The sequence below is a fragment of the Pseudomonas sp. BP11-1-1 genome, assembly GCF_052112105.1.
GTDB lineage: Bacteria > Pseudomonadota > Gammaproteobacteria > Pseudomonadales > Pseudomonadaceae > Aquipseudomonas > Aquipseudomonas alvandae.
This window is the reverse complement of the sequence record NZ_JAUTYU010000015.1, coordinates 12,125-34,687: the sequence shown is the minus strand read 5'-3', so window position 1 is coordinate 34,687 and position 22,563 is coordinate 12,125. Positions and strand designations below refer to the sequence as shown.

Sequence of the window (22,563 nt, the reverse complement as noted above, 5' to 3'; positions counted from 1 at the left end):
CGCGTTGCCTTCATCGCGAGCAGGCTCGCTCCCACATCAAATCTGTGGCGGCCACCGCATCTGTGAATACCCTGGCAACTTTGTGGGAGCGAGCTTGCTCGCGAAGGGGCCAGCACATTCAACATTCATGCAAGCTGACCCACCGCTTTCGCGAGCAAGCTCGCTCCCACAGGGGACCTGAGGTGGGCACCGCATCGGTGAACACCCTGGCAACCTTGCTCGCGATGGCGGCCGCACGGCGAGTGCAACCCTTAGAGATACCGCGCCATGATCGCGTCCACCGCGCCTTCCTTGCGCAATTCATCCAAGGCCTTTTGCAACCGGGCAACCACGTCGTCAGGCACGTCCTTGTTCAAGGCCAGGTACAGCTCGGCACTGTTGAAGCGCAGCACGGTCCTGAGATCGCTGACGCCTTCCTGGCGCGCCAGGTAACGTCCAGCGGGGTCGCCGGTAGCCCACAGGTCAATCTGGCCATTGACCAGTTTCCTGGCGTTGTCCTGATCCCGTAATACGACAATCGGCTTGAGCCCTTGCTTGGCCAACGTCTCGGCAATCGCGTCGCCCTTGTAGGCACCAATCCGGTATTGGCGCGCCTGCTCCAGCGAGCCGAGGGCAATCTTGCTATCAGCCTTGGCGAGCATCACCCAGTCGTCTGGCCCGATGGGACCGACCCATTTGAAGAGTTTTTCACGCTCCGGCAGCCGCGCCATCACGAACACACCGTAACCCGGTTTTTCCAACGCGAGTTTGTAGATTCGCTCCCAGGGAAAACGCAGTGTCAGGCTGTAGGTAATGTCGGCGCGCTTGAAAATCTCTCGGACGATGTCCACGGCAATGCCATGGATGTTTTCGTCCTGGGCGAAGTTCTTGCCGTTCTTGGCCATGTTGTACGGGGGGAAGTTTTCCGTCAGCAACACCAGCGATGTTTCAGCGGCGCGGACAGTGCCGGCGAGCAGCAACGTGGCACCGGCAAAGGCAAGAACGAGGCGTTTGAGCATGTCGGGCTACCGCAATCCATGGTGTGCCCAAGAGTGCCTTGGGCCCGCCATGGTGTCCAGCGGTCAGCGAATGCAGATACCACGATGCGCCATGTAGGCCTTGGCTTCCGGCACGGTGTACTCACCGAAGTGAAAGATGCTCGCCGCCAGCACTGCACTGGCATGCCCTTCGAGAATACCGTCGGCCAAGTGCTGCAGGTTGCCGACGCCGCCGGAAGCGATCACCGGGATGCCCAAGGCATCGCTGATCGCGCGCGTGACGCCGAGGTCGAAGCCGTTTTTCATGCCGTCCTGATCCATGCTGGTCAGCAGGATTTCACCGGCACCCAGGCCTTCCATCTTCTTTGCCCACTCGACAGCGTCCAGGCCCGTAGGTTTGCGCCCACCGTGGGTAAAGATTTCCCAGCGTGGGGTTTCGCCCGGGCCGGAGACTTTCTTCGCATCGATGGCCACGACGATGCACTGCGAGCCGAAATGCTGGGCCGCTTCACCGACGAACTCCGGGTTGAACACCGCCGCAGTGTTGATCGACACCTTGTCCGCGCCGGCATTGAGCAGGTTGCGGATGTCCTGCACGGCGCGCACTCCGCCGCCCACGGTCAGCGGGATGAACACCTGGCTGGCCATGCGCTCGACGGTATGCAGCGTGGTATCGCGGCCATCGACGCTGGCCGTGATATCCAGGAAGGTAATCTCGTCGGCACCCTGCTCGTCGTAGCGACGGGCGATTTCCACCGGGTCGCCGGCGTCACGGATGTTCTCGAACTTGACGCCCTTGACCACCCGGCCGTTGTCCACGTCCAGGCAAGGGATGATGCGTTTGGCCAGCGCCATGGGCTTAATCTCCGATTAAGAGTTGCAAGCTTTAAGCTATAAGCTGCAAGTCAAGCAGATCGCGATCGTGCTTTAACTTGCAGCTTGTGGCTTACAGCTTGGAGCTGTTCGCGTACGAATCGCAGAAGGCCTGGGCCTCGGCGACGTCCAGGGTGCCTTCGTAGATCGCGCGGCCGGTGATTGCGCCGATGATGCCCGGCGCCTTGGCGTCGAGCAGCGACTTGATGTCACCCAGGTTATGGATACCACCGGAAGCGATCACCGGGATCTTGGTGGCAGCGGCCAGTGCAGCGGTGAACGGCACGTTGCAGCCCTGCATCATGCCGTCTTTGGCGATATCGGTATAAACGATTGAGGACACGCCGTCGGCTTCAAACTGCTTGGCCAGATCGATGACCTGCACGGTGCTGATTTCAGCCCAGCCATCGGTGGCGACGAAACCGTCCTTGGCATCCAGGCCAACGATGATTTTGCCAGGGAACGCGCGACAGGCTTCGGCAACGAAAGCCGGGTCTTTCACAGCCTTGGTGCCGATGATCACGTAGCTCACGCCAGCCTTGACGTAGTGCTCGATGGTTTCCAGCGAGCGAATGCCGCCCCCGATCTGGATCGGCAGGTTCGGGTAGCGCTTGGCGATGGCCGTGACCACTTCGCCATTGACCGGTTGGCCTTCGAAGGCGCCGTTGAGGTCGACCAGATGCAGACGACGGCAGCCGCCCTCCACCCACTTGGCGGCCATGCTCACCGGGTCATCGGAAAACACCGTGGAGTCTTCCATGCGGCCCTGACGCAGACGGACGCAAGCGCCGTCCTTGAGATCGATAGCGGGGATAATTAGCATGCTTTTCCTTCGTCAAAGAGCTGCAAGCTGCAAGCCATAAGCTGCGAGCAGGCACGCGTTCCAATACTTGCAGCTTCAAGCTTGAAGCTTGCCGCTGCTCTAATTCTTCTCAAGCGCCCACAAGTCGCTTTCAATGCTTTCGAACCTTTCTTTAAGGTGCGCCTGCACATCGAAAATCGCCCTGTTGTAATAGTGCGGAGCAATTTCGCGGGTAAACAGGTCAAGAATTTCCGCCGCTTCGAACGAACCCAGGTCCAGTTCGAAACGTTCCTCCATGAACCGCTGGATCTTGCGGTTCGCTTCACTTTCCTGTTCAGGCGTGAGGGTGAGGATCGGCGGTTTCTTGCGGGCCATTACCAGCGACCGTCCCACGCCGCGAAGTTCTGCAGCAATTGCAGGCCATGGGTATGGCTCTTCTCCGGATGGAACTGCACGGCGAAGCGCGAGCCATCGGCCAGGGCCGCGGCGAAATCGACGCCATAGTGACCGCTGCCCACCACCTGCCGCGCATTGCCGGCGGCGATGTAGTAGCTGTGCACGAAGTAGAAGCGCGCCAGGTCCGGGATGTTGTGCCACAGCGGATGATCGACCGTCTGTTTCACTTCGTTCCAGCCCATGTGCGGGACCTTCAAGTGTTCGCCGTCTTCATGCAGGCCCTTGCCAAAGAACTTCACCTGGCCGGGAAACATCGAGATGCAATCGACACCGTCGTTTTCTTCGCTGCGCTCGAGCAAGGCTTGCATGCCCACGCAGATGCCGAGGAACGGTCGGTCCTGGCTGACTTCGTGCACCAGCTTGTCGAAGCCCAGGCGACGAATCTCGGCCATGCAATCACGAATCGCACCGACGCCGGGGAACACCACCCGGTCGGCTTCGCGAATAACCTCGGCATCGCTGGTGATCAGCACCTTGCCGGCGCCCACGTGCTCGAGGGCCTTGGCCACCGAGTGCAGGTTGCCCATACCGTAATCGATAACCGCAACCGTCTGCATTACAGCACGCCCTTGGTGGAAGGCATCTGGCCGGCCATGCGGTCGTCGAGCTCGACGGCCATGCGCAGCGCGCGGCCGAAAGCCTTGAACACGGTTTCGATCTGGTGGTGGGTGTTGTGCCCGCGCAGGTTGTCGATATGCAGGGTCACGTTGGCGTGGTTGACGAAGCCCTGGAAGAATTCCTGGAACAGGTCGACATCGAAGCCGCCGACGGTAGCGCGGGTGTACGGCACGTGCATCTGCAGGCCAGGGCGGCCGGAGAAATCGATGACCACGCGCGACAACGCTTCATCGAGCGGCACGTAGGCATGGCCGTAGCGACGGATACCCTTCTTGTCGCCGATGGCTTTGGTAAAGGCCTGGCCCAGGGTGATCCCGACATCTTCCACCGTGTGGTGGTCGTCGATATGCAGGTCGCCCTTGCTGACGATATCCAGGTCGATCAGCCCGTGACGGGCGATCTGGTCCAGCATGTGCTCAAGAAAAGGCACGCCGATATCAAACCGGGCCTTTCCGGTGCCATCCAGGTTGATCGAGGCTTTGATCTGGGTTTCCAGAGTGTCGCGCTCGACAGACGCCTTACGTTCGGCCATCACCAGCTCCGCAAAATCATTGGGCGAAAAAGGCAGCCATTATAGGGGCGTGAGCGGCAAACAGAAACAAAAGAGGTGACATCACTGACGGGCTGAAGCCCGTGTCGTCGGGGATAGACATGTGCATACAAGCCTTTGCCCTCACCCAAAACGACTGTGGGAGCGAGCTTGCTCGCGATAGCGGTGGGTCAGCAGACAATGATGTCGACTGACACGCCCCCATCGCGAGCAAGCTCGCTCCCACAAGGCTGGCCCCTCTCCAATGGATTCGGGCCTATTCACATCGTCGCTTAGTGGAACAACACCGCCGTCTTCTGCAGGGTCACCCACACGCCCCACGCCAACGGAATGCCCACCACCAGCCAGGCGGCGATCGCCAGGGGCTTGGTGCCCGGTGCGGCTTTCCATTCCAGCGAAGTGGTGCTGTCGGCGCCCTTGTCATGGCCCAGCGCCTGTTCGGCGGCCAGTTCGGCGTCGGTCATGAAGTACTTGTCGGCGACCGGACGAACCATCAGGTTGCACAGGAAGCCCAGCACCAGCAGGCCGGCGAGGATGTACAAGGTGATGTCATAGGCCGCGGCGCGTTCAACGCCAATGCTCAGCTGATATTCACGCAGGTAGTTCACCAGCACCGGACCCAGCACGCCTGCTGCCGCCCAGGCCGTCAGCAGACGACCGTGGATCGCGCCAACCATTTGCGTACCGAACAGGTCCGCCAGGTAGGCCGGCACGGTGGCAAAGCCGCCGCCGTACATCGACAGGATGATGCAGAACGCCGCCACGAACAGCGCGACACTGCCCAGGTGACCCAGGTTCGGGATCAGCGAGTACAGGGCAACACCCAGGGCGAAGAACACGAAGTAGGTATTTTTGCGGCCCAGGTAGTCCGAGAAGGACGCCCAGAAGAACCGGCCACCGATGTTGAACAAGCTCAGCAGCCCGGTGAAACCGGCCGCAATGGCGGCGATCTGGCCCAGTTGCGCAGCGTCCAGTTGACCAAAAGGCAGGTCGTTGCCGAGCAGTTTGCCGCCGAACACTTCCTGCAACAGTGGCGAAGCCATGCCGAGGATGCCGATACCGGCGGATACGTTCAGGCACAGCACCAGCCATACCAGGCGGAATTGCGGGGTTTTCCAGGCAACGTTCACGTGAACGTGGCGATGAGTGATCATCGCGTTCGCGGCTTTCTTCGGTGCCGGGGTCCAGCCTTCAGGCTTCCAGCCGGTTGGCGGGACGCGGTACGACAGGGCGCCACCGATCATGAACACGAAGTAGATCGCAGCCATGACCAGGAAGCTTTGCCATACACCGACTTCGGTCGGCGAAGCGAAATGGCTCATCAACGCGGCAGCCAGTGGAGCACCGACCATCGCGCCGCCACCGAAGCCCATGATTGCCATGCCGGTCGCCATGCCGCGCTTGTCCGGGAACCACTTGATCAGCGTGGACACTGGCGAGATATAGCCCAGGCCCAGGCCGATACCACCGATCACACCGGAGCCGACCCACATCAGCCAGATCTGGTGGGTATAGATACCCAGCGCGGAAATCAGCAGGCCACCGCACCAGCACAAGGCCGAGACAACGCCAGCCTTGCGCGGACCGGCGTGTTCCAGCCAGCCACCCCAGATCGCTGCCGAGCAACCCAGGAAGATGAAGAACAGGGTGTAGATCCAGCCGAGCATCGAGATCGGCCAGTCGCATTGGGATGAAAAGACTTGCGAGATGAAGCTCATGTCCGGCGCGCAGGCGACTGGCTTGGTGATACCCAAGGCCTTCGACAGTGGCAACCAGAACACCGAGAAGCCATAGGCCATGCCGATGCAGAGGTGAATGGCCAGCGCGGCCGGTGGAACCAGCCAGCGGTTGAAGCCGGGCTTGGCGATAATGCGTTCCTTGGAGAGGAACGCAGGCTGGTCGGCGACGCCGCCGGCCGTAATGCTCGTGCTCATTGTGTATCCCCCAGTTATTAGAATGGTTCGCCAGCCACACCTCACCCTCAGCCTTCATTGCACGCAGGCATGACTGTATTTTGCAGTGAAGCTCCATTTTAGTGCGACATCACGTCGCAGAAGGACGGACGAACTGACAAAGGTTACCATTTGCTCGTGACAGAAAAACCAAAGTGCTATCACCTTTTTCCTGTCATTCGTCTTATCGCACCTCTGTCCGCTTTCTGTAGGGCGCCATGCGTTTATTTTTTCAGGAATTCCCATGCCCATCGTTGTCGAGCACCTGGAACAAGCCACTCATCAGGATCAGCAGGACCTGCAGAAAATCTATCGGGACGCGCCCGCCTGGTTGTTCGAGCCGTTCAACGACGCCACGCAACTGATCGGAGAATGCCTGGCGGAAGGTTCGTTGATCGCGGCACGCTTCAATGATCGCCTGCTCGGTGCCGCACGGCTGCAACGGCACCAGAACGCCTGGCGCTTGTCCCACCTATGCGTACGAAATATCACGCGCCGTCGTGGCGTGGCTGAACGGCTGGTGAGCGAAGCCCGGAGGATGGCCCAGCAAGATAATGCCGAGCTTCGACTTCAGGCGCCGGCCGGGCATCTGGAAGCCCAGGCACTGGCGGCGAAGTTGAAATTGCCGCTGGATATTTGCTAGCGCCCCCGTGGCGAGGGAGCTTGCTCCCGCTGGGAGCGCAGCGCCCCAAAAACTGAATCCACGGTGCGCCAGGCATACCGCTTCGCCTGGTTTGGGGCCACTTCGCAGCCCAGCGGGAGCAAGCTCCCTCGCCACGGGGCCGCATCTGGCCGGTTGACGGCAGATCGAAAAATCGATCACCCAACGCTCCACCAACCCGGGACGTTATACTCCCAGGCAAAATTTGAACTCAACCTACAAGGATTCGCCCATGAAAGCGTTCGGCAAAATCCTGGGTCTGGTACTTCTCGGGCTGTTGCTGATCATTGTGGCCCTGGGCTTTGCCCTGACCCACCTCTTCGATCCCAACGACTACAAGGAAGAAATTCGCCAGATAGCCCGCGACAAAGCCCACATCGAGCTGACGCTCAATGGGGATATTGGCTGGAGTCTGTTCCCATGGCTGGGCCTGGAACTGCACGAAGCCAGCGTCGCCACCCTGGCCAATCCGACGCAGCCTTTCGCCGACTTGCAGATGCTCGGCCTGTCGGTGCGGGTCATGCCGTTGCTGCGCCGCGAAGTGCAGATGAGCGATGTCCGGGTCGAAGGCCTGAACCTGCGCCTCAACCGTGACAAGAATGGCCACGGTAACTGGCAGGACATCGGCAAGGCGCCCGCGTCCGCGCCAACCAAGGACGCGCCGACGCCGGTCGAGCAGCCCGCCCCACCGGCCAACGCACCTGCAGAAAAACCCGCGCAGCCAACGCGCCTGGACATCGACAGCCTGACCGTCAACAACGCCCGGGTCGAGTACACCGACGAACAGACGGGTAAACAGTTCACTGCCGAAAGTATCCAGTTGAGCACCGGCCCGGTCCATGACTCGACCAACATCCCGGTCACCCTCACGGCGTTCCTGTCGAGCAACCAGCCCGCCGTGCGCGTGCGCACCGAAATGACCGGCGAGCTGCGCTTCGAACGCGCCGTGCAGCGCTATCGATTCGAAGACCTGAAGTTGTCCGGCGAAGCCACCGGCGATCCGCTGCAGGGCAAGACAGTCAGTTTCGCAGCCCAAGGCCAATTGTCCCTGGACCGAGCGGCAAATGTCGCGGAATGGACCGGCATCAAGCTTTCCCTTAACCAGTTGCGCGCGTTGGGCGAGCTGAAAGTCAACGATCTCGACAAGACGCCGCAACTGAACGGCGGCATTTCGATCGCCCAGTTCGACCTCGCAAGTTTCGTCGACAGTGTCGGTCAGAAACTCCCGGCCATGGCGGAAGGCAGCCTGACCAAGGTCGAACTGGCGAGCCGCGTTGCAGCCACGCCAACCAGCGTCGAATTCAACGACATCAATCTCAAACTGGATGAAAGCAACTTCAGCGGCCGTATCGCCGTGGAGGATTTCGCCAAGCAGTCGCTTCGCGCGCAGCTCAAGGCCGACACCTTCAATGTCGATCGCTACTTGCCACCCAAGTCCGCCGAAGCCGACAGCGCCAAGGCAGCCCGTGAAGCGGAAGTCAGCAACACCGAGGCCAGCGCCATGGCCGGTGCTGGCAGCACCCCGCTGCCCAGCGCCCCGACCCAGGGCGCCTGGAGCAATGACCGGCTGTTCCCGGTGGAGCGCCTGAGCAAGCTGGATATCGATGCCGACCTGACCTTCGGCCAGCTGACCCTCGACAAGCTGCCGATCCAGAATGCCGCCCTCAAGGCCTCTGGCCAAGGCGGTCTGCTGACCCTGGAGAATCTGCGGGGCGACCTGTACAGCGGCAACTTCGAGGCCAAGGGCACGTTGGACGTCCGCCAGCCCACGCCACAGCTGGGCCTGCAAACCAAGATCAACCGGGTGCCGGCTGAAAAGATCATCGAAAGCCAGGGCAAGAATCCACCCGTCAAGGGACTGGTCACGCTCAACAGCGCAATAACCGCCAATGGCAACAGTCAGAAGGCCCTGATCGACAGCCTCAACGGCAACGCCGGATTCGTCATCAACGACGGCGTGCTGCTCAACGCCAACCTTGAGCAGCAATTGTGCAAAGGCATCGCCACGCTGAACCGCAAGACGCTCAGCGGCGAACCGCGAGGCAAGGACACGCCGTTCCGGCAGCTCAACGGTAACCTCACGTTCAACAACGGCGTTGCCAGCAACCCGGACCTGAAAGTGCGCATCCCCGGCATGACCGTCAACGGCAATGGCGACATCGACCTGCGCGTGCTGGGCATGGACTACCGCGTCGGGGTAATCGTCGAAGGCGACAAGAGCGACATGCCCGACCCGGCCTGCCAGGTCAACGAACGCTACGTCGACGTCGAATGGCCGTTGCGCTGCCGTGGCCCACTGGAGCTGGGTGCGAAGGCGTGCCGCCTGGACAACGACGGGCTGGGCAAGGTCGCGGCGAAACTGGCCGGCGATCGTCTCGGCGACAAGATCGATGAGAAGCTGGGCGACAAGGTCAGTCCCGAGCTGAAAGACGCGCTCAAGGGGCTGTTCAAGCGATGACATCCGAGCAGTTTTCCACCGCCGTACTGGATTGGTTCGACCATCACGGACGCCATGACCTGCCTTGGCAACAAGGCATCAACCCCTATCGGGTGTGGGTCTCGGAGATCATGTTGCAGCAGACCCAGGTCAGCACCGTGCTCGGTTATTTCGATCGTTTCATGGCCGCGCTGCCCACCGTCGAAGCCCTCGCCGCCGCGCCGGAGGATGAAGTGCTGCACCTGTGGACCGGACTGGGTTATTACACTCGTGCACGCAACCTGCAGAAATCCGCGAAAATCGTTGTCGAGCAATACGGTGGCGAATTCCCCCGGGACGTGGAAAAACTCACCGAACTGCCGGGAATCGGCCTGTCCACCGCAGGCGCTATCGCCAGCATCAGCATGGGCCTGCGGGCGCCGATCCTCGATGGCAACGTCAAGCGGGTGCTAGCGCGCTTCACCGCCCAGGAAGGCTACCCGGGCGAGCCCAAGGTGGCGAAACAGCTATGGGCGACTGCCGAGCGCTTCACCCCACAGGATCGCGTCAACGCCTACACCCAGGCGATGATGGACCTGGGCGCCACACTCTGCACCCGCAGCAAGCCCAGTTGCCTGCTCTGCCCGCTGAAACAGGGCTGTGAAGCACACATGCTGGGCCTGGAAACCCGTTATCCGATTCCCAAGCCGCGCAAGGAAGTGCCGAAGAAGCGCACCTTGATGCCCATGCTGGCTAACCGCGAGGGCGCCATCTTGCTTTATCGCCGTCCTTCCACCGGTTTGTGGGGTGGATTGTGGAGCCTGCCGGAGCTCGACGACCTGGATGATCTGCAACATCTGGCCTCGCAACATGCCTTGGAGCTGGGCCAGCAACAGGCAATGCCGAGCCTGATACACACTTTCAGCCATTTCCAGCTGGCCATCGAACCCTGGCTGGTCCGGGTCCGGGAAACCGGCCATCACGTGGCCGAGGCCGACTGGCTCTGGTATAACCTCGCCACCCCGCCGCGCCTGGGCCTCGCTGCCCCGGTCAAGACGTTGCTTGAACGCGCGGCCGCCGTATTGAACGCAGGAGAGTTGCAATGACCCGCACCATCATGTGCCGCAAGTACAAAGAACAACTGGAAGGCCTGGAGCGCGCACCATTCCCCGGCGCCAAGGGCCAGGACATCTACGACAACGTTTCGGCCAAGGCCTGGGGCGACTGGCAGAAACACCAGACACTGCTGATCAACGAAAAACGCCTGAACATGATGAACGCCGAAGACCGCAAGTACCTTCAAGGCGAGATGGAAAAGTTCTTTTCCGGCGAAGAATACGCCAAGGCGGAAGGCTACGTGCCGCCGTCCGAATAAGCCGTCCAGCGCGGGGGCGAATCGTAAGCGACGGTAATAATTAAATATTTTTTGATAACTCGCTTGACGCCCCCCTGAAAAACCCGTTTAATGCGCCCCGTTGCCCAGATAGCTCAGTCGGTAGAGCAGGGGATTGAAAATCCCCGTGTCGGCGGTTCGATTCCGTCTCTGGGCACCAAATACCGAAAACCCCGATCAAGAAATTGATCGGGGTTTTTTATTGCCTGTGATTTTCTTTCCTGTGGCCGGGCGACTCCGCTACATTCGTCCGCTCCCCTCCTCGCAAGCGAGTCGCCATGGATATCACCGGCATCCCCTTCGGCACCACCGATTGGTCAACGATCGAGCCCACCGAACATAAAGGCATCACCGGGACCGCCTATTGGCGCACGCAGCAATTCGGGAACATCCGGGTGCGGATGGTGGAGTACACGGCGGGTTACTTGGCCGATCATTGGTGCACCAAGGGCCACATCCTGTTTTGCCTCAAGGGTGAGTTGAACACCGAGCTCGAAGATGGCCGGCAATTTCTGCTCAAGCCAGGCATGAGCTACCAAGTGGCCGACCAGGCCGAGCCCCATCGCTCCTCGACCTCACCTGGGGCCACGCTCTTCATAGTCGATTGAGATTCGAAGCGTTCGCCATGAAGCTGTAGGATAAGCAGCCTTATTCATCAGGAATCCGACCATGTCATCGGCGAACAAGCAGCAGAAACGCAACCAGCGCGCCAAGGCGAAAGCCAAGAAGAACCGCATTCAGCGAGCTGCTGCGCCGAACGATTTCCTGGACCCGAACGATGAACGCATCGATCTGGAAACCGTGGACTTGTCAGATTTGTTCCGAATCATGAGCGCCGCCGAAAAGGTCAGTCAGCAGGCGATGTGCGAAGCATTCCTGGCGCACCCACTGCTGGCGCTCGTGCTGGAACAGGAAGGTGAGGAAGAAGCGACCGACTTCATCATTACCGCATTGATCGAATACCGTCGCCTGACCACCGGAGTCGACGAACAGGCCGCGCTGGATTGGGTGGAAAGCAAGCCATTCCAGGCCGATTACGTGGCTGCGTCCCAGGCGCTTACTCTAGGCCAGGACTGATCATCACGCCGCCAGCGCTTTCGCAATGAAAGCGTTGGCGGTGGATGACAATCTCTAAGGATCTTTTCCCACACGCCGGGTTAACCGATCTCAGGTCGCGTCAAAACCGTCCTGCACGAATCCGCGTCTTTTCCACCTAAGCAATCAGCCTCGTCTGGCATCATCGAAACTTGCTTTGAAGCATCCTTCTGGTCCGCCCCCCTCTCGATGGCTGGACACCTCGATGACCTCGTCACTGCCCCAGGAAGACCCGCAGCTCGCCCCCTTGATCAACGAACTCGGCGAGCTGATTCGCCAGGCACGCCAGAAAGTCCTGCGAGCCGTGGATACCCTCCAGGTCCAGACCTGCTGGCAGATCGGCCGGCACATCATCGAATTCGAGCAAGGAGGAGCCGAACGAGCGGTCTACGGAGCAAAGTTGCTGCCGTCTTTGGCGAAGGTGCTGACGGCGCGGTTTGGGAAAGGGTTTGATGAACGCAACCTGCGCCACATGCGGGACTTTTATCAAAAGTTTCCAATTTGGAACGCAGTGCGTACCGAATTGAGCTGGACTCATTACCGGACGCTTCTACGCATAGAACGCGACAGCACCCGCCATTGGTACATGAACGAAACCGCCACCAAAAACTGGTCCACCCGCGCCCTGGAACGCCAGATTGGCACGTTCTATTACGAGCGCCTCCTGGCAAGCCGCGACCGACGCGCGGTGGAGCAGGAAGCAATCACCAATATAGGGAAACTGGATTTTGGCCCCAGGGACATCGTCAGGGATCCGGTGGTCCTGGAATTCCTCGGCCTGCCCAACGCCGGCATGCTTCAGGAAACCGATCTGGAACAAGCCTTGATCGATCAACTCCAGGGCTTCCTTCTGGAGCTTGGCAAAGGTTTCGCCTTCGTTGCCCGTCAACAGCGCATCAGTACCGAAAGCAAGGATTTCTATCTCGACCTGGTTTTCTACAACTACGTGCTCAAATGTTTTGTCATCGTCGACCTCAAGCGCGGCGAACTTACCCACCAGGACATTGGCCAGATGGACATGTATGTCCGGCTTTACGATGACCTCAGGCGCGGCCCCGACGACAAACCCACCGTCGGCATCATTCTTTGCGCCCAGAAGGATGAGTCGGTGGTGCGCTATTCCGTACTGCAGGGAAACGAGCAATTGTTTGCCAGCCAGTACCAAACAGTGCTCCCCACCGAAGAAGAACTACGCCAGGCGCTGGATCGCGAAAGGGTGCGATTGGTGCAAGGACCATCGGACGCGGCGACCTGAAAAATCAGAACGATGCTGATGACCGCAGACTCGAAAAACCCATGTAACATTGATGCGTTTTTTTTCAGCAACGCGCCATTCAACGAGCTTCGTCCTGCATGCCACCGGTCACCCCTAACCCTTCGTTGATCCTGGCATTGCGGACTGAAACCGCTGAATTGCATGTTGCCCTGGAGAAACGCCTGCCGTTTTTCTCGCGCCAGCTGAACCTGGATCTGTACCGACGCCTGATGGCGGCCTATTACGGTTTTTATCAGCCATTGGAGCAACGGCTTCAGATGTTGGCGCTGATTCCGAGCGGGCTGGATCAATCCCAGCGCATCAAGCTCCCGGTGTTACGCGCCGACCTCATCGCGCTGGGCATGGACGCTGCCGCTATCGAGGCGCTTCCTGTTTGCCGGGAGCTGCCGCAGATCGACTCCCGGGCAGCCGCCCTTGGCGTTTCCTATGTGCTGGAAGGGGCGACCCTCGGCGGGCAGATCCTGCGGCGCAGGGTGGCCGAGCAACTGGGTCTTGATGCGTCCAGCGGGGCGGCCTTTCTCAACGTCTATGGCGAACTCACCGGCCGGCGCTGGAAGGATTTCCTGCAGTACCTGGACGACAGGAACCTTGGCGAGGCGCAGACGCTCGAAGTCACACATGCCGCCAAGGCGACCTTTACTTATTTCGAACGCTGGCTGGACAGCCAAAAGGTATTGTCATGACCCCGGAAAACAAGGAAGTCTTCGAAGAACTGCTGGCCAATTGCGCAGACGAACCGATCCGCTTCCCCGGGGCCATCCAGCCTCATGGCGTGTTGTTGATGCTGTCGGAGCCCGACTTCACGATCCGCCAGGTCAGCGCCAACGTATTGCAGTTGATGGGCCACGATCCCCACAGGCTGTTGGGCCAGACGCTGGATGCGTTGTTGGGCCTGGAGCAGGCAGAGGCGATCCTCGCTGCCTGTCGCACCGCCCCGGAAAGCGACAGCGCGCCGGTGGCCATCGTCGCAAACCAGCAGCGCTTTGATGCCCTGGTGCACCGCCATCAGGGCGCCCTGATCGTTGAACTTGAGCAACACCTGAGCGACTACGGCCCCGAGGGAGTCAGCGGCGAGGCCAACCTGGGCCGCATGCTGCAGCGCCTGCAAAGCGCAAAGAACCTCCAGGCCCTCTACGAAATCAGCGTGCGCGAAATCCAGGCCATGACCGGCTACGACCGCGTGCTGATCTATCGCTTCGAGGAAGAAGGCCACGGCCAAGTCATCGCCGAGGCCAGCGCGCCGTCGATGGAACTCTACAAGGGCTTGTTTTTTCCTGCGTCGGACATTCCGGAACAGGCCCGTGAGCTGTACCGGACCAACTGGCTGCGCATCATCCCCAACGCCGACTATGCGCCGGTACCGCTGGTGCCCGAGCTGCGCCCCGATACCCAGGCGCCACTGGACCTGAGCTTTTCCACCTTGCGCAGCGTCTCGCCGATCCACCGTCAATACATGAAGAACATGGGCGTGCTGTCATCCATGAGCATCTCGCTGATGAAAGGCGAGCGTTTGTGGGGGCTGATCAGTTGCGGTAATCGCCAGCCGCTGCTTGTGCCCCACGAAATGCGCATGGCGTGCCAGACCATCGGCCAGATCCTGTCGCTGCAGATCAGCGCCATGGAAGCCCTTGAGCTGACCCGCCAACGGGACGCCAAGCTCGAAGATCTACAGGCGCTTGCCACCGTCATGGCCGAGTCCAGCGAAAACGTTTTCGACGGTTTGTGCCGCGAACCGCAACGACTGATGAACCTTACAGGTGCCCACGGCGTAGCGATTCTCGAAGACAACAAGCTGCATCGCCACGGCCAATGCCCGGAACCGGAGCAAATCCGCGAGTTGCACAAGTGGATCATGGAAACAGGCCAGCCGACCTTCTCCCACCACAAACTGGGCAGTGTTTTCGCACCAGCCAAGGCCTATCAGGATGTGGCAAGCGGCGTACTGGCGATTCATTTGCCCAAGCCCGTGGAAAATGGCGTGCTTTGGTTCCGCCCCGAAGTGAAGCAGACCATCAATTGGAGCGGCGACCCACAAAAACCCCTCGACCTGGAAACCAGCGAGGCCGGTATGCGCCTGCGACCGCGCACGTCATTCGAGATATGGAAAGTCGAGATGGACGGCATCAGCGCCAAATGGAGCCACGGAGATCTGTTCGCCGCCAACGACCTGCGTCGCTCGGCCCTGGAAAACGACCTGGCCCGACAAGTGCGCAAGGAGCGCCAGGCGGTGCAAGCGCGCGATGACCTGGTGGCCGTCGTCTCCCATGACCTGCGCAGCCCGATGACGGTCATTTCCATGCTCTGCGGCATGATGCAAAAGGCCTTCAGTTCCGACGGTTCCCACAGTTCAAAGCGAATTGCCTCGGCCATCGACACCATGCAACAGGCCACCAGTCGCATGAACGCGTTGCTGGAGGATCTGCTCGACACCTCGCGCATCGACGCCGGGCGCTACACCATCCGTCCCAAGCCAACGGACGTCAGCCAGATATTCGAGGACGCGTGTTCATTGCTCTCGCCGCTGGCCTCCGCCAAGGCCATCGACATCTCTTTCCAGGCCGAACCCAACCTGAAGATCAACGCCGACCCGGAGCGGCTGTTCCAGGTGCTGTCCAATCTCATCGGCAATGCGATCAAATTCACGCCGCAACAAGGTCGCGTGGGCGTCAGCGCAATGTCGGTGGGCAATGAAATCGTGTTCAGCGTTCGCGACACCGGGGAAGGCATCGCGCCAGAACAGCTGCCTCATGTTTTCGATCGCTACTGGACCACCAAGGAAGGCAACCCCAACGGTACCGGGCTGGGGTTGTACATTTCCAAGGGGATTGTCCAGGCGCATGGCGGTAAACTGCATGCCGAAAGCCAGCCAGGCAAGGGCAGCGAATTCCGCTTCACCGTGCCGAAAATCGATTGAGCCGGGCACCGTCCCTTAACGAATTGGAAACCGAAGCCCAATGGCCTCACTGAACAAACAGCAGAAACGCGCCAAGCGTGCCAAAGACAAAGCCAAGCAGATCCGCATGACCGGGCGCAAGTCCATCCCCATGTATGGCGATCCGGCTCACGCCACCGCCCAGCCCCCCGTCTACGTGTTGGAGCTGTTTGCCAAGCTGCGCGAAGCCGAGGCCATCAGCCGTAGCGAAATGCTCGACACGTTGCTGGCAAACGTCAGCGAAATGATCATCGAGCGGCCAGGCCTGTTGGACCTGAAGAACGCCGAAAACGAAAGCATGGCCGCCACCAACCTGGCCGCCGACATGCTCGTCGACTACCGCATGTGGGCCGACGACATGGACCGTGAGACAGCACAGCGCTGGCTCAGCACGCCGGAGTTCATCAAGGATTTCAGCGAGGCGCTGGACCGTTATCGCCAATCGATGGAAACATCGGCCAGCGAATAAACCGGCCTGCTATTCGCTGCTGTTCCAATGGAACACCAGATTGCGCGCGGCCCCGCTGCCTACCTCGGCGGTGTCGCGACGCTCTTCGCCGTTACGCGTCGCCACGACGCTGTATTTGCCCGGCGGCAGTTGCACATACACCAGCGGCCCTGCATCGCTGAGCGTCAGCAATGTCTGTCCCGATGCGCTCTGCACGGTCACGTCCACGTCCGGGACGTACTTGTTCTCCGGGCCGATTGCAAAAGTCATGTGCAGGTTGTAACCCTGGGCCTGCCCGATGGCTCGGGCTTCGTCCTCGCCGATACCGCCGGACAGGTAGGTGATACCGTTCTGCTGCATGGGCTGGACCTGGACGCCCGTGTTGTCGATAGGCGTGAGGTTGGTGGCGTCTAGCGCGAGGGGGAACAGCAGGACGCTGATGGCGATGAATGGCATTACAAAATATTGAATGAGCTTCATGGCGAGAACTCCAGGTCCTGGAAACAACTCACATGAGTCCTTCTTGGAGCATAGCCAGGCGTTAACGTTTAGATCGATTGGGACTAGCGATTAGGACGGATCGCAACAGGTATATCCCGTTGACATATCCCTTGATTCACCTATGCTTCCAATAGATTCATTGAAGGATCTTCAAATGGAACAAACTACCATTTTCATGAGCAACCGCAGCCAAGCGGTCCGGCTACCCAAGGCAGTGGCGATGCCAAGCGACGTCAAACGGGTAGATGTAATCGCCATAGGCAGAGCCCGGATCATCACTCCAGCCGGCGAAGCGTGGGACAGCTGGTTCGATGGCGACAGTGCGACAGCAGACTTTATGGCAGAGCGTGAACAGCCTGCCGATCAGGAGCGTGAGTCTTTCTGATGATCAAGTTCATGCTCGATACCAACATTTGTATTTTCACCATCAAGAACAAGCCCCAGGTCGTTAGAGAAGCGTTCATTCGTCATCACGGCCAGCTTTGCATCAGCGCCGTCACGCTTATGGAATTGATATACGGTGCAGAAAAATCATCCGCACCAGAGAAAAACCTCAGCGTCATTGAAGGGTTCTGTGCACGACTTGAGGTCTTACCTTTTGGTTATGACGCCGCCGCACACACCGGAATGATCCGGGCGGAATTGGCCAAAATAGGCAAACCAATCGGCCCCTACGACCAAATGATTGCCGGCCACGCCCGTTCCCTCGGGCTGATCGTAGTCACCAATAATCTGAAAGAGTTTGAAAGAGTGCCCGGACTGCGTGTCGAGGATTGGACTCCCTTGGCTTTAAAGCCTTGATACGATCCAGCTCCAACGAGACTCTTGGAAATCATGGGATGTTCCAATGCGCTCTTGGATAACCTAATAGCGTTCTTGCAGGCGACGCTCATCCGGTTAACCCTTCCCACCCCCGCCCAAAGCTGGCAACATCGCGCCTTTTTTTACGCGACTCCCCGGGCATTTCGCCGGTGTGCATGGTTCAAACAGCCGTTCGGTTGTTGATGGCGCGACAGTCTTCTGTGTCGATGCGACAACCTGCCACACATCACCGGCTTACCGTCCGAAGCGCTGTTGGCTGTCATTCGGACGCATGCTAGCTTGGCCGCCTCGCCAGGAAGGCTGCCAATAGCCAGGGAGCACATATCATGAGGACCGCACATGGCCCAGGCCACGCCCGCGCTTGAAATCCGCAACCTGCATAAACGCTACGGACAGTTGGAGGTGCTCAAAGGCGTCTCGCTGACCGCCCGCGACGGCGACGTGATCTCGATCCTGGGTTCCTCCGGCTCCGGCAAATCCACGTTCCTGCGTTGCATCAACCTATTGGAAAATCCCAACCAGGGCCAGATTCTCGTGGCAGGTGAAGAGCTCAAGCTCAAGGCTGCGAAAAACGGTGAACTGATGGCCGCCGACGGCAAGCAGATCAATCGCATGCGCAGCGAGATTGGTTTTGTATTTCAAAACTTTAATCTCTGGCCGCACATGAGCGTACTCGACAACATCATCGAAGCCCCGCGCCGAGTGCTTGGCCAGAGCAAGGCCGAAGCCATCGAAGTCGCCGAAGCCTTGCTGGCCAAGGTCGGCATCGCCGACAAGCGCCATGCCTACCCTGCCGAACTGTCCGGCGGCCAGCAGCAACGCGCCGCCATCGCCCGCACACTGGCGATGCAGCCCAAAGTGATTCTGTTCGACGAGCCCACTTCCGCCCTTGACCCGGAAATGGTCCAGGAAGTACTTAGTGTGATCCGCGCCCTGGCCGAAGAGGGTCGCACGATGCTGCTGGTGACCCACGAAATGGGTTTCGCCCGTCAGGTTTCCAGCGAAGTCGTGTTCCTGCACCAGGGCCTGGTCGAGGAGCAAGGATCGCCACAGCAGGTGTTCGAGAACCCGCTTTCGGCGCGCTGCAAACAATTCATGTCCAGCAACCGCTAACGGAGCCGTACCTATGCAGACCTACAGGAAATTTTTATTGGCTGCTGCCGCCAGCCTGGTCTTCTCGGCCAGCGCCATGGCGGCCGACAAACTGAAAATGGGCATCGAAGCGGCCTACCCGCCGTTCAACAACAAGGACGCCAGCGGCCAGGTCGTGGGCTTCGACAAAGACATCGGTGACGCGCTGTGCGCCAAGATGAAAGTCGAGTGCGAAGTGGTGACGTCCGACTGGGACGGCATCATTCCGGCCTTGATGGCCAAGAAATTCGATTTCCTGATTTCTTCGCTGTCGGTCAACGATGAACGCAAGCAAGCCGTGGACTTCACCGACCCGTACTACTCCAACAAGCTGCAATTCATCGCGCCGAAAAACGTCGAATTCAAAACCGATAAAGAGTCCCTCAAAGGCAAGATCATCGGTGCACAGCGCTCGACCCTCGCCGGCACCTGGCTGGAAGATGAGCTGGGCAGCGATATCACCGTCAAGCTCTATGACACCCAGGAAAACGCCTACCTGGACCTGACGTCCGGCCGCCTCGACGCCATCCTGGCGGACAAATACGTGAACTACGACTGGCTGAAAACCGACGCGGGTCGTGCCTACGAGTTCAAGGGTGACCCGGTGGTGGAGGGCGACAAGATCGCCATCGCCGTGCGCAAGGGTGACAACGAACTGCGCAACAAGCTGAACGCAGCGCTCAAGGAAATCGTTGCCGACGGCACCTATAAAAAGATCAACGACAAGTACTTCCCGTTCAGCATCTATTGATACTGACGTGCCTGGCCGGTGCCCGCTCCTGCGCGGCGCCGGTCCTTAGCCAAGCCTGCCGCGATATGAACAAATACCCATGATGATCGACCTTTACGGATTCGGCCCGGCGCTTGCCGCCGGCGCGCTGATGACGGTCAAGTTGGCCCTGTCGGCCCTTTGCCTGGGGCTCGTGCTCGGCCTGCTCGGCGCCTTGGCCAAGACTTCCCCGTACAAGCCGCTGCAATGGCTCGGCGGCACCTATTCGACGCTGGTTCGCGGCATTCCGGAATTGCTCTGGGTGCTGCTGATCTACTTCGGCACCGTCAACCTGATGCGTGCCCTGGGTGAATATTTCGGCAACCCCGACCTTGCCCTCAGCGCCTTCGCCGCCGGCGTCATCGCCCTCGGCCTGTGCTTTGGCGCCTACGCGACTGAGGTGTTTCGCGGTGCGATCCTGGCGATACCCAAGGGGCACCGTGAAGCCGGCGTGGCGTTGGGCCTGTCGAAATGGCGGATCTTTACCCGGTTGATCCTGCCGCAGATGTGGCGCATCGCCCTGCCCGGCCTGGGCAACCTGTTCATGATCCTCATGAAGGACACCGCGCTGGTCTCGGTGATCGGCCTGGAAGAAATCATGCGTCACGCGCAAATCGGCGTGACCATTTCCAAGCAACCGTTCACTTTTTATATGGTCGCCGCGCTTATGTACCTGGGCCTGACGGTAATCGCCATGATCGGCATGCACCTGCTGGAACAACGCGCCGCCCGCGGCTTTGCCAGGAGCAACCAATGAACTGGGAAGTCATCATCAAATGGCTGCCGAAACTGGCCCAGGGCGCCACGCTGACCCTGGAGCTGGTGGCCATCGCCGTGATCGCTGGCTTGCTGCTGGCGATCCCATTGGGCATCGCCCGTTCATCGCGCCTGTGGTACGTGCGGGCATTGCCCTACGCCTACATATTCTTTTTCCGTGGCACGCCGCTGTTGGTGCAGTTGTTCCTGGTTTACTACGGCCTGGCGCAGTTCGATGCCGTGCGCAGCAGCGCATTGTGGCCATACCTGCGGGATCCGTTCTGGTGCACCACGGCCACCATGACCCTGCACACCGCCGCCTATATCGCCGAGATCCTGCGCGGCGCCATCCAGGCCATCCCCCGTGGCGAAATCGAAGCCGCACGGGCCCTGGGCATGTCGCGGCCCAAGGCGCTGTTCTACATCATGCTGCCCCGCGCCGCGCGCATCGGCCTCCCGGCCTACAGCAACGAAGTGATCCTGATGCTCAAGGCCAGTGCCCTGGCAAGTACGGTGACCTTGCTGGAGCTCACCGGCATGGCCCGCACCATCATTGCCCGGACCTACCTGCCGGTAGAAATCTTCTTCGCGGCCGGCATGTTCTACCTGCTGATGTCCTTCGTATTGGTGCAAGGCTTCAAGCAGCTGGAACGCTGGTTGCGCGTCGATGCCTGCCAAGGACGCTGAAGGTGACGTGCTGACGGGCGAGGCATTGCTCGCCCGCTTCACCGCGCTAGACGTTTTTCTCACCGCTCATCAGGCATTGTGGAAACCGCGTCCGTTCACCCATCTGCAATTGCCTTGGGAAACGTCCCACCCGCAATTGTCCCGATGGCTACGCCAGCGTTCGCTGGAAGCTGCGGAAAACGACCATCATCAGCCGGGGTTGATTGAGGGCGCGCCAGCGCCATTCCCGGAGTTGGCCGCTATCTCCCGCACACTGAGCGCGGTCGCACAATTACCAGCCCGTGTATTGGAAGCGCCAAGCCATCGCCTCAATGTCGATGTACCCGGGCGCAAATGGCAGCAGATCGAAGCCTTCGCCAGCTGCCTGCACTTCACCACCCAACCGACCCATTGGCTCGATTGGTGCGCCGGCAAAGGCCACCTCGGTCGACGTCTACTGCGCGGCGAGCAGCAACTGACCTGCCTGGAATACGACCCAGCCTTGGTCGCCAGCGGCCAGCAACTGAGCCAACGCCACCACCTGCCCGCCACACACTTGCAACAGGACGTGTTGGCGGCGGACGCAGACCAGGCGCTCCACTGCGAACACACACCTGTCGCCCTGCATGCTTGCGGCGACCTGCATGTACGCTTGATGCACCTGGCTAGTCGTGCGGGCTGTGCACAACTGGCTATCGCTCCGTGCTGCTACAACCGCATCAGCACCTCGGAATATCAGCCTCTGTCCGACGCCGCCAAAGGCTCTGCCCTACACCTGTCGCTCGATGATCTCAGCCTACCGCTGACCGAAACCGTCACCGCTGGCGCCCGTGTAAGAAAACAGCGGGACCAATCCATGGCCTGGCGCCTGGGCTTCGACCTGCTGCAACGACAAATCAGAGGGCACGACGACTACCTGCCCACCCCCTCCTTGCCCAGCGCCTGGCTGGAAAAATCCTTCGCCCAATACTGCACCGACCTGGCGGCCCTGAAAGACTTATCCACAGTCGGCACGCCTGATTGGACCGCTCTGGAAGCAGCCGGCCATCAGCGTTTGGCCGAGGTGCGTAACCTGGAATTGGTGCGAGGTCTTTTCCGTCGGCCGCTGGAGCTTTGGCTGGTATTGGACCGGGCGCTTCTCCTCAATCAGAACGACTACGACGTCCGCCTTGGCACCTTCTGCGAAACACCTCTGACACCGCGCAATCTGCTGTTGCTGGCAGAGCGTTAATGAGGCGAAACAGCCTGTGGATAACTCTGTTGATGAATTAAACCTGGATCCAAGAAAACCGCAATTTCTGGATCGAATCTTAGCTGGTCATTTTTTGTTCACATGGATAAAAAACCATGAAAACAGCAGCTTGCAAGCAAACGGGAAAGCGGTCACAAAACAGAAAGATAACCCTCGCAGCGTCCTTTCGATTGTGCATAAGCGGCTGAGCAAACCAGCATAAAGGTTGGGTCTGGCG

The 22,563-nt window shown here is 59.9% G+C and carries 25 protein-coding genes and 1 tRNA gene; 18 read left to right on the top strand and 8 right to left on the bottom strand.

What is annotated here, in order from left to right; translation table 11 throughout:
• Positions 1-251: 251 nt before the first annotated feature.
• The 7 genes from Q7C33_RS22720 to Q7C33_RS22690 all read right to left on the bottom strand — a co-directional run bounded on the left by Q7C33_RS22720 (position 252) and on the right by Q7C33_RS22690 (position 6,210).
• Complete coding sequence (locus Q7C33_RS22720; protein ID WP_030141477.1) at positions 252-998, bottom strand: substrate-binding periplasmic protein; 747 nt, start codon at positions 996-998, stop codon at positions 252-254.
• Positions 999-1,061: 63 nt separating this feature from the next.
• Positions 1,062-1,832, bottom strand: coding sequence for an imidazole glycerol phosphate synthase subunit HisF (gene hisF / locus Q7C33_RS22715; RefSeq protein WP_407684204.1), 771 nt, complete (start codon positions 1,830-1,832; stop codon positions 1,062-1,064).
• Positions 1,833-1,923: 91 nt separating this feature from the next.
• Complete coding sequence (gene hisA / locus Q7C33_RS22710; RefSeq protein WP_030141478.1) at positions 1,924-2,673, bottom strand: 1-(5-phosphoribosyl)-5-[(5-phosphoribosylamino)methylideneamino]imidazole-4-carboxamide isomerase; 750 nt, start codon at positions 2,671-2,673, stop codon at positions 1,924-1,926.
• Between the two features lie 99 nt (positions 2,674-2,772).
• Positions 2,773-3,027 carry a DUF2164 domain-containing protein gene (locus Q7C33_RS22705; RefSeq protein WP_030141479.1) on the bottom strand — a complete coding sequence of 85 codons (255 nt, stop codon included), beginning with the start codon at positions 3,025-3,027 and terminating at the stop codon, positions 2,773-2,775.
• A complete protein-coding gene (gene hisH, locus Q7C33_RS22700; RefSeq protein WP_030141480.1) occupies positions 3,027-3,665 on the bottom strand; it encodes an imidazole glycerol phosphate synthase subunit HisH in 639 nt (212 codons plus the stop codon). Before hisH ends, Q7C33_RS22705 begins: the two co-directional genes overlap by 1 nt.
• On the bottom strand, positions 3,665-4,258 hold the full coding sequence (gene hisB, locus Q7C33_RS22695) for an imidazoleglycerol-phosphate dehydratase HisB (protein ID WP_003186751.1): 594 nt from the start codon (positions 4,256-4,258) through the stop codon (positions 3,665-3,667). The genes hisH and hisB overlap by 1 nt, the downstream gene beginning before the upstream one ends.
• Before the next feature lie 290 nt (positions 4,259-4,548).
• Positions 4,549-6,210, bottom strand: coding sequence for an OFA family MFS transporter (locus Q7C33_RS22690; protein ID WP_323155106.1), 1,662 nt, complete (start codon positions 6,208-6,210; stop codon positions 4,549-4,551).
• 262 nt (positions 6,211-6,472) lie between these two features.
• Between Q7C33_RS22690 and panM the strand changes: the two genes are divergently transcribed.
• The 11 genes from panM to Q7C33_RS22635 all read left to right on the top strand — a co-directional run bounded on the left by panM (position 6,473) and on the right by Q7C33_RS22635 (position 16,470).
• A complete protein-coding gene (panM, locus tag Q7C33_RS22685) occupies positions 6,473-6,871 on the top strand; it encodes an aspartate 1-decarboxylase autocleavage activator PanM (protein ID WP_407684203.1) in 399 nt (132 codons plus the stop codon).
• A gap of 250 nt (positions 6,872-7,121) precedes the next feature.
• Positions 7,122-9,347: an AsmA family protein gene (locus tag Q7C33_RS22680; protein WP_198797087.1), complete on the top strand. Its 2,226-nt coding sequence runs from the start codon at positions 7,122-7,124 to the stop codon at positions 9,345-9,347.
• Positions 9,344-10,411 carry an A/G-specific adenine glycosylase gene (mutY, locus tag Q7C33_RS22675; protein WP_407684202.1) on the top strand — a complete coding sequence of 356 codons (1,068 nt, stop codon included), beginning with the start codon at positions 9,344-9,346 and terminating at the stop codon, positions 10,409-10,411. Before Q7C33_RS22680 ends, mutY begins: the two co-directional genes overlap by 4 nt.
• Complete coding sequence (locus tag Q7C33_RS22670) at positions 10,408-10,680, top strand: oxidative damage protection protein (RefSeq protein WP_030141485.1); 273 nt, start codon at positions 10,408-10,410, stop codon at positions 10,678-10,680. The genes mutY and Q7C33_RS22670 overlap by 4 nt, the downstream gene beginning before the upstream one ends.
• Positions 10,681-10,782: 102 nt before the next feature.
• Positions 10,783-10,858: transfer RNA gene (locus Q7C33_RS22665), tRNA-Phe, on the top strand.
• A 118-nt stretch (positions 10,859-10,976) separates the two neighbouring features.
• Positions 10,977-11,306, top strand: a complete 330-nt coding sequence (locus Q7C33_RS22660; RefSeq protein ID WP_030141486.1) for a DHCW motif cupin fold protein — start codon at positions 10,977-10,979, stop codon at positions 11,304-11,306.
• Positions 11,307-11,367: 61 nt separating this feature from the next.
• On the top strand, positions 11,368-11,775 hold the full coding sequence (locus Q7C33_RS22655; protein WP_030141487.1) for a hypothetical protein: 408 nt from the start codon (positions 11,368-11,370) through the stop codon (positions 11,773-11,775).
• 223 nt (positions 11,776-11,998) lie between these two features.
• Positions 11,999-13,048, top strand: a complete 1,050-nt coding sequence (locus tag Q7C33_RS22650; protein WP_407684201.1) for a PDDEXK nuclease domain-containing protein — start codon at positions 11,999-12,001, stop codon at positions 13,046-13,048.
• 98 nt (positions 13,049-13,146) lie between these two features.
• On the top strand, positions 13,147-13,752 hold the full coding sequence (locus Q7C33_RS22645) for a biliverdin-producing heme oxygenase (RefSeq protein ID WP_407684200.1): 606 nt from the start codon (positions 13,147-13,149) through the stop codon (positions 13,750-13,752).
• Positions 13,749-15,983, top strand: coding sequence for an ATP-binding protein (locus tag Q7C33_RS22640; protein ID WP_407684199.1), 2,235 nt, complete (start codon positions 13,749-13,751; stop codon positions 15,981-15,983). Before Q7C33_RS22645 ends, Q7C33_RS22640 begins: the two co-directional genes overlap by 4 nt.
• 40 nt (positions 15,984-16,023) lie before the next feature.
• Positions 16,024-16,470, top strand: coding sequence for a hypothetical protein (locus Q7C33_RS22635; RefSeq protein ID WP_030141491.1), 447 nt, complete (start codon positions 16,024-16,026; stop codon positions 16,468-16,470).
• Between the two features lie 9 nt (positions 16,471-16,479).
• Here the strand turns inward: Q7C33_RS22635 and Q7C33_RS22630 are convergent, their stop codons facing one another.
• On the bottom strand, positions 16,480-16,929 hold the full coding sequence (locus Q7C33_RS22630) for a carboxypeptidase regulatory-like domain-containing protein (RefSeq protein WP_407684198.1): 450 nt from the start codon (positions 16,927-16,929) through the stop codon (positions 16,480-16,482).
• Positions 16,930-17,104: 175 nt separating this feature from the next.
• Between Q7C33_RS22630 and vapB the strand changes: the two genes are divergently transcribed.
• The 7 genes from vapB (at position 17,105) to Q7C33_RS22595 (ending at position 22,325) form a co-directional block, all read left to right on the top strand.
• Positions 17,105-17,335, top strand: coding sequence for a type II toxin-antitoxin system VapB family antitoxin (vapB, locus tag Q7C33_RS22625; protein WP_217861042.1), 231 nt, complete (start codon positions 17,105-17,107; stop codon positions 17,333-17,335).
• Entirely contained in the window at positions 17,335-17,751 is a 417-nt protein-coding gene (vapC, locus tag Q7C33_RS22620; protein WP_249876528.1) for a type II toxin-antitoxin system tRNA(fMet)-specific endonuclease VapC, read from the top strand. Before vapB ends, vapC begins: the two co-directional genes overlap by 1 nt.
• Positions 17,752-18,111: 360 nt before the next feature.
• Entirely contained in the window at positions 18,112-18,885 is a 774-nt protein-coding gene (locus tag Q7C33_RS22615) for an ABC transporter ATP-binding protein (RefSeq protein WP_030141495.1), read from the top strand.
• Between the two features lie 13 nt (positions 18,886-18,898).
• Positions 18,899-19,654, top strand: coding sequence for an ABC transporter substrate-binding protein (locus Q7C33_RS22610; RefSeq protein WP_030141496.1), 756 nt, complete (start codon positions 18,899-18,901; stop codon positions 19,652-19,654).
• Between the two features lie 79 nt (positions 19,655-19,733).
• Positions 19,734-20,429, top strand: coding sequence for an ABC transporter permease (locus Q7C33_RS22605; RefSeq protein ID WP_198797081.1), 696 nt, complete (start codon positions 19,734-19,736; stop codon positions 20,427-20,429).
• Positions 20,426-21,115 carry an ABC transporter permease gene (locus Q7C33_RS22600; RefSeq protein ID WP_249876532.1) on the top strand — a complete coding sequence of 230 codons (690 nt, stop codon included), beginning with the start codon at positions 20,426-20,428 and terminating at the stop codon, positions 21,113-21,115. The genes Q7C33_RS22605 and Q7C33_RS22600 overlap by 4 nt, the downstream gene beginning before the upstream one ends.
• Complete coding sequence (locus Q7C33_RS22595) at positions 21,096-22,325, top strand: methyltransferase (protein ID WP_407684197.1); 1,230 nt, start codon at positions 21,096-21,098, stop codon at positions 22,323-22,325. Before Q7C33_RS22600 ends, Q7C33_RS22595 begins: the two co-directional genes overlap by 20 nt.
• The last annotated feature ends 238 nt before the right edge of the window (positions 22,326-22,563 follow it).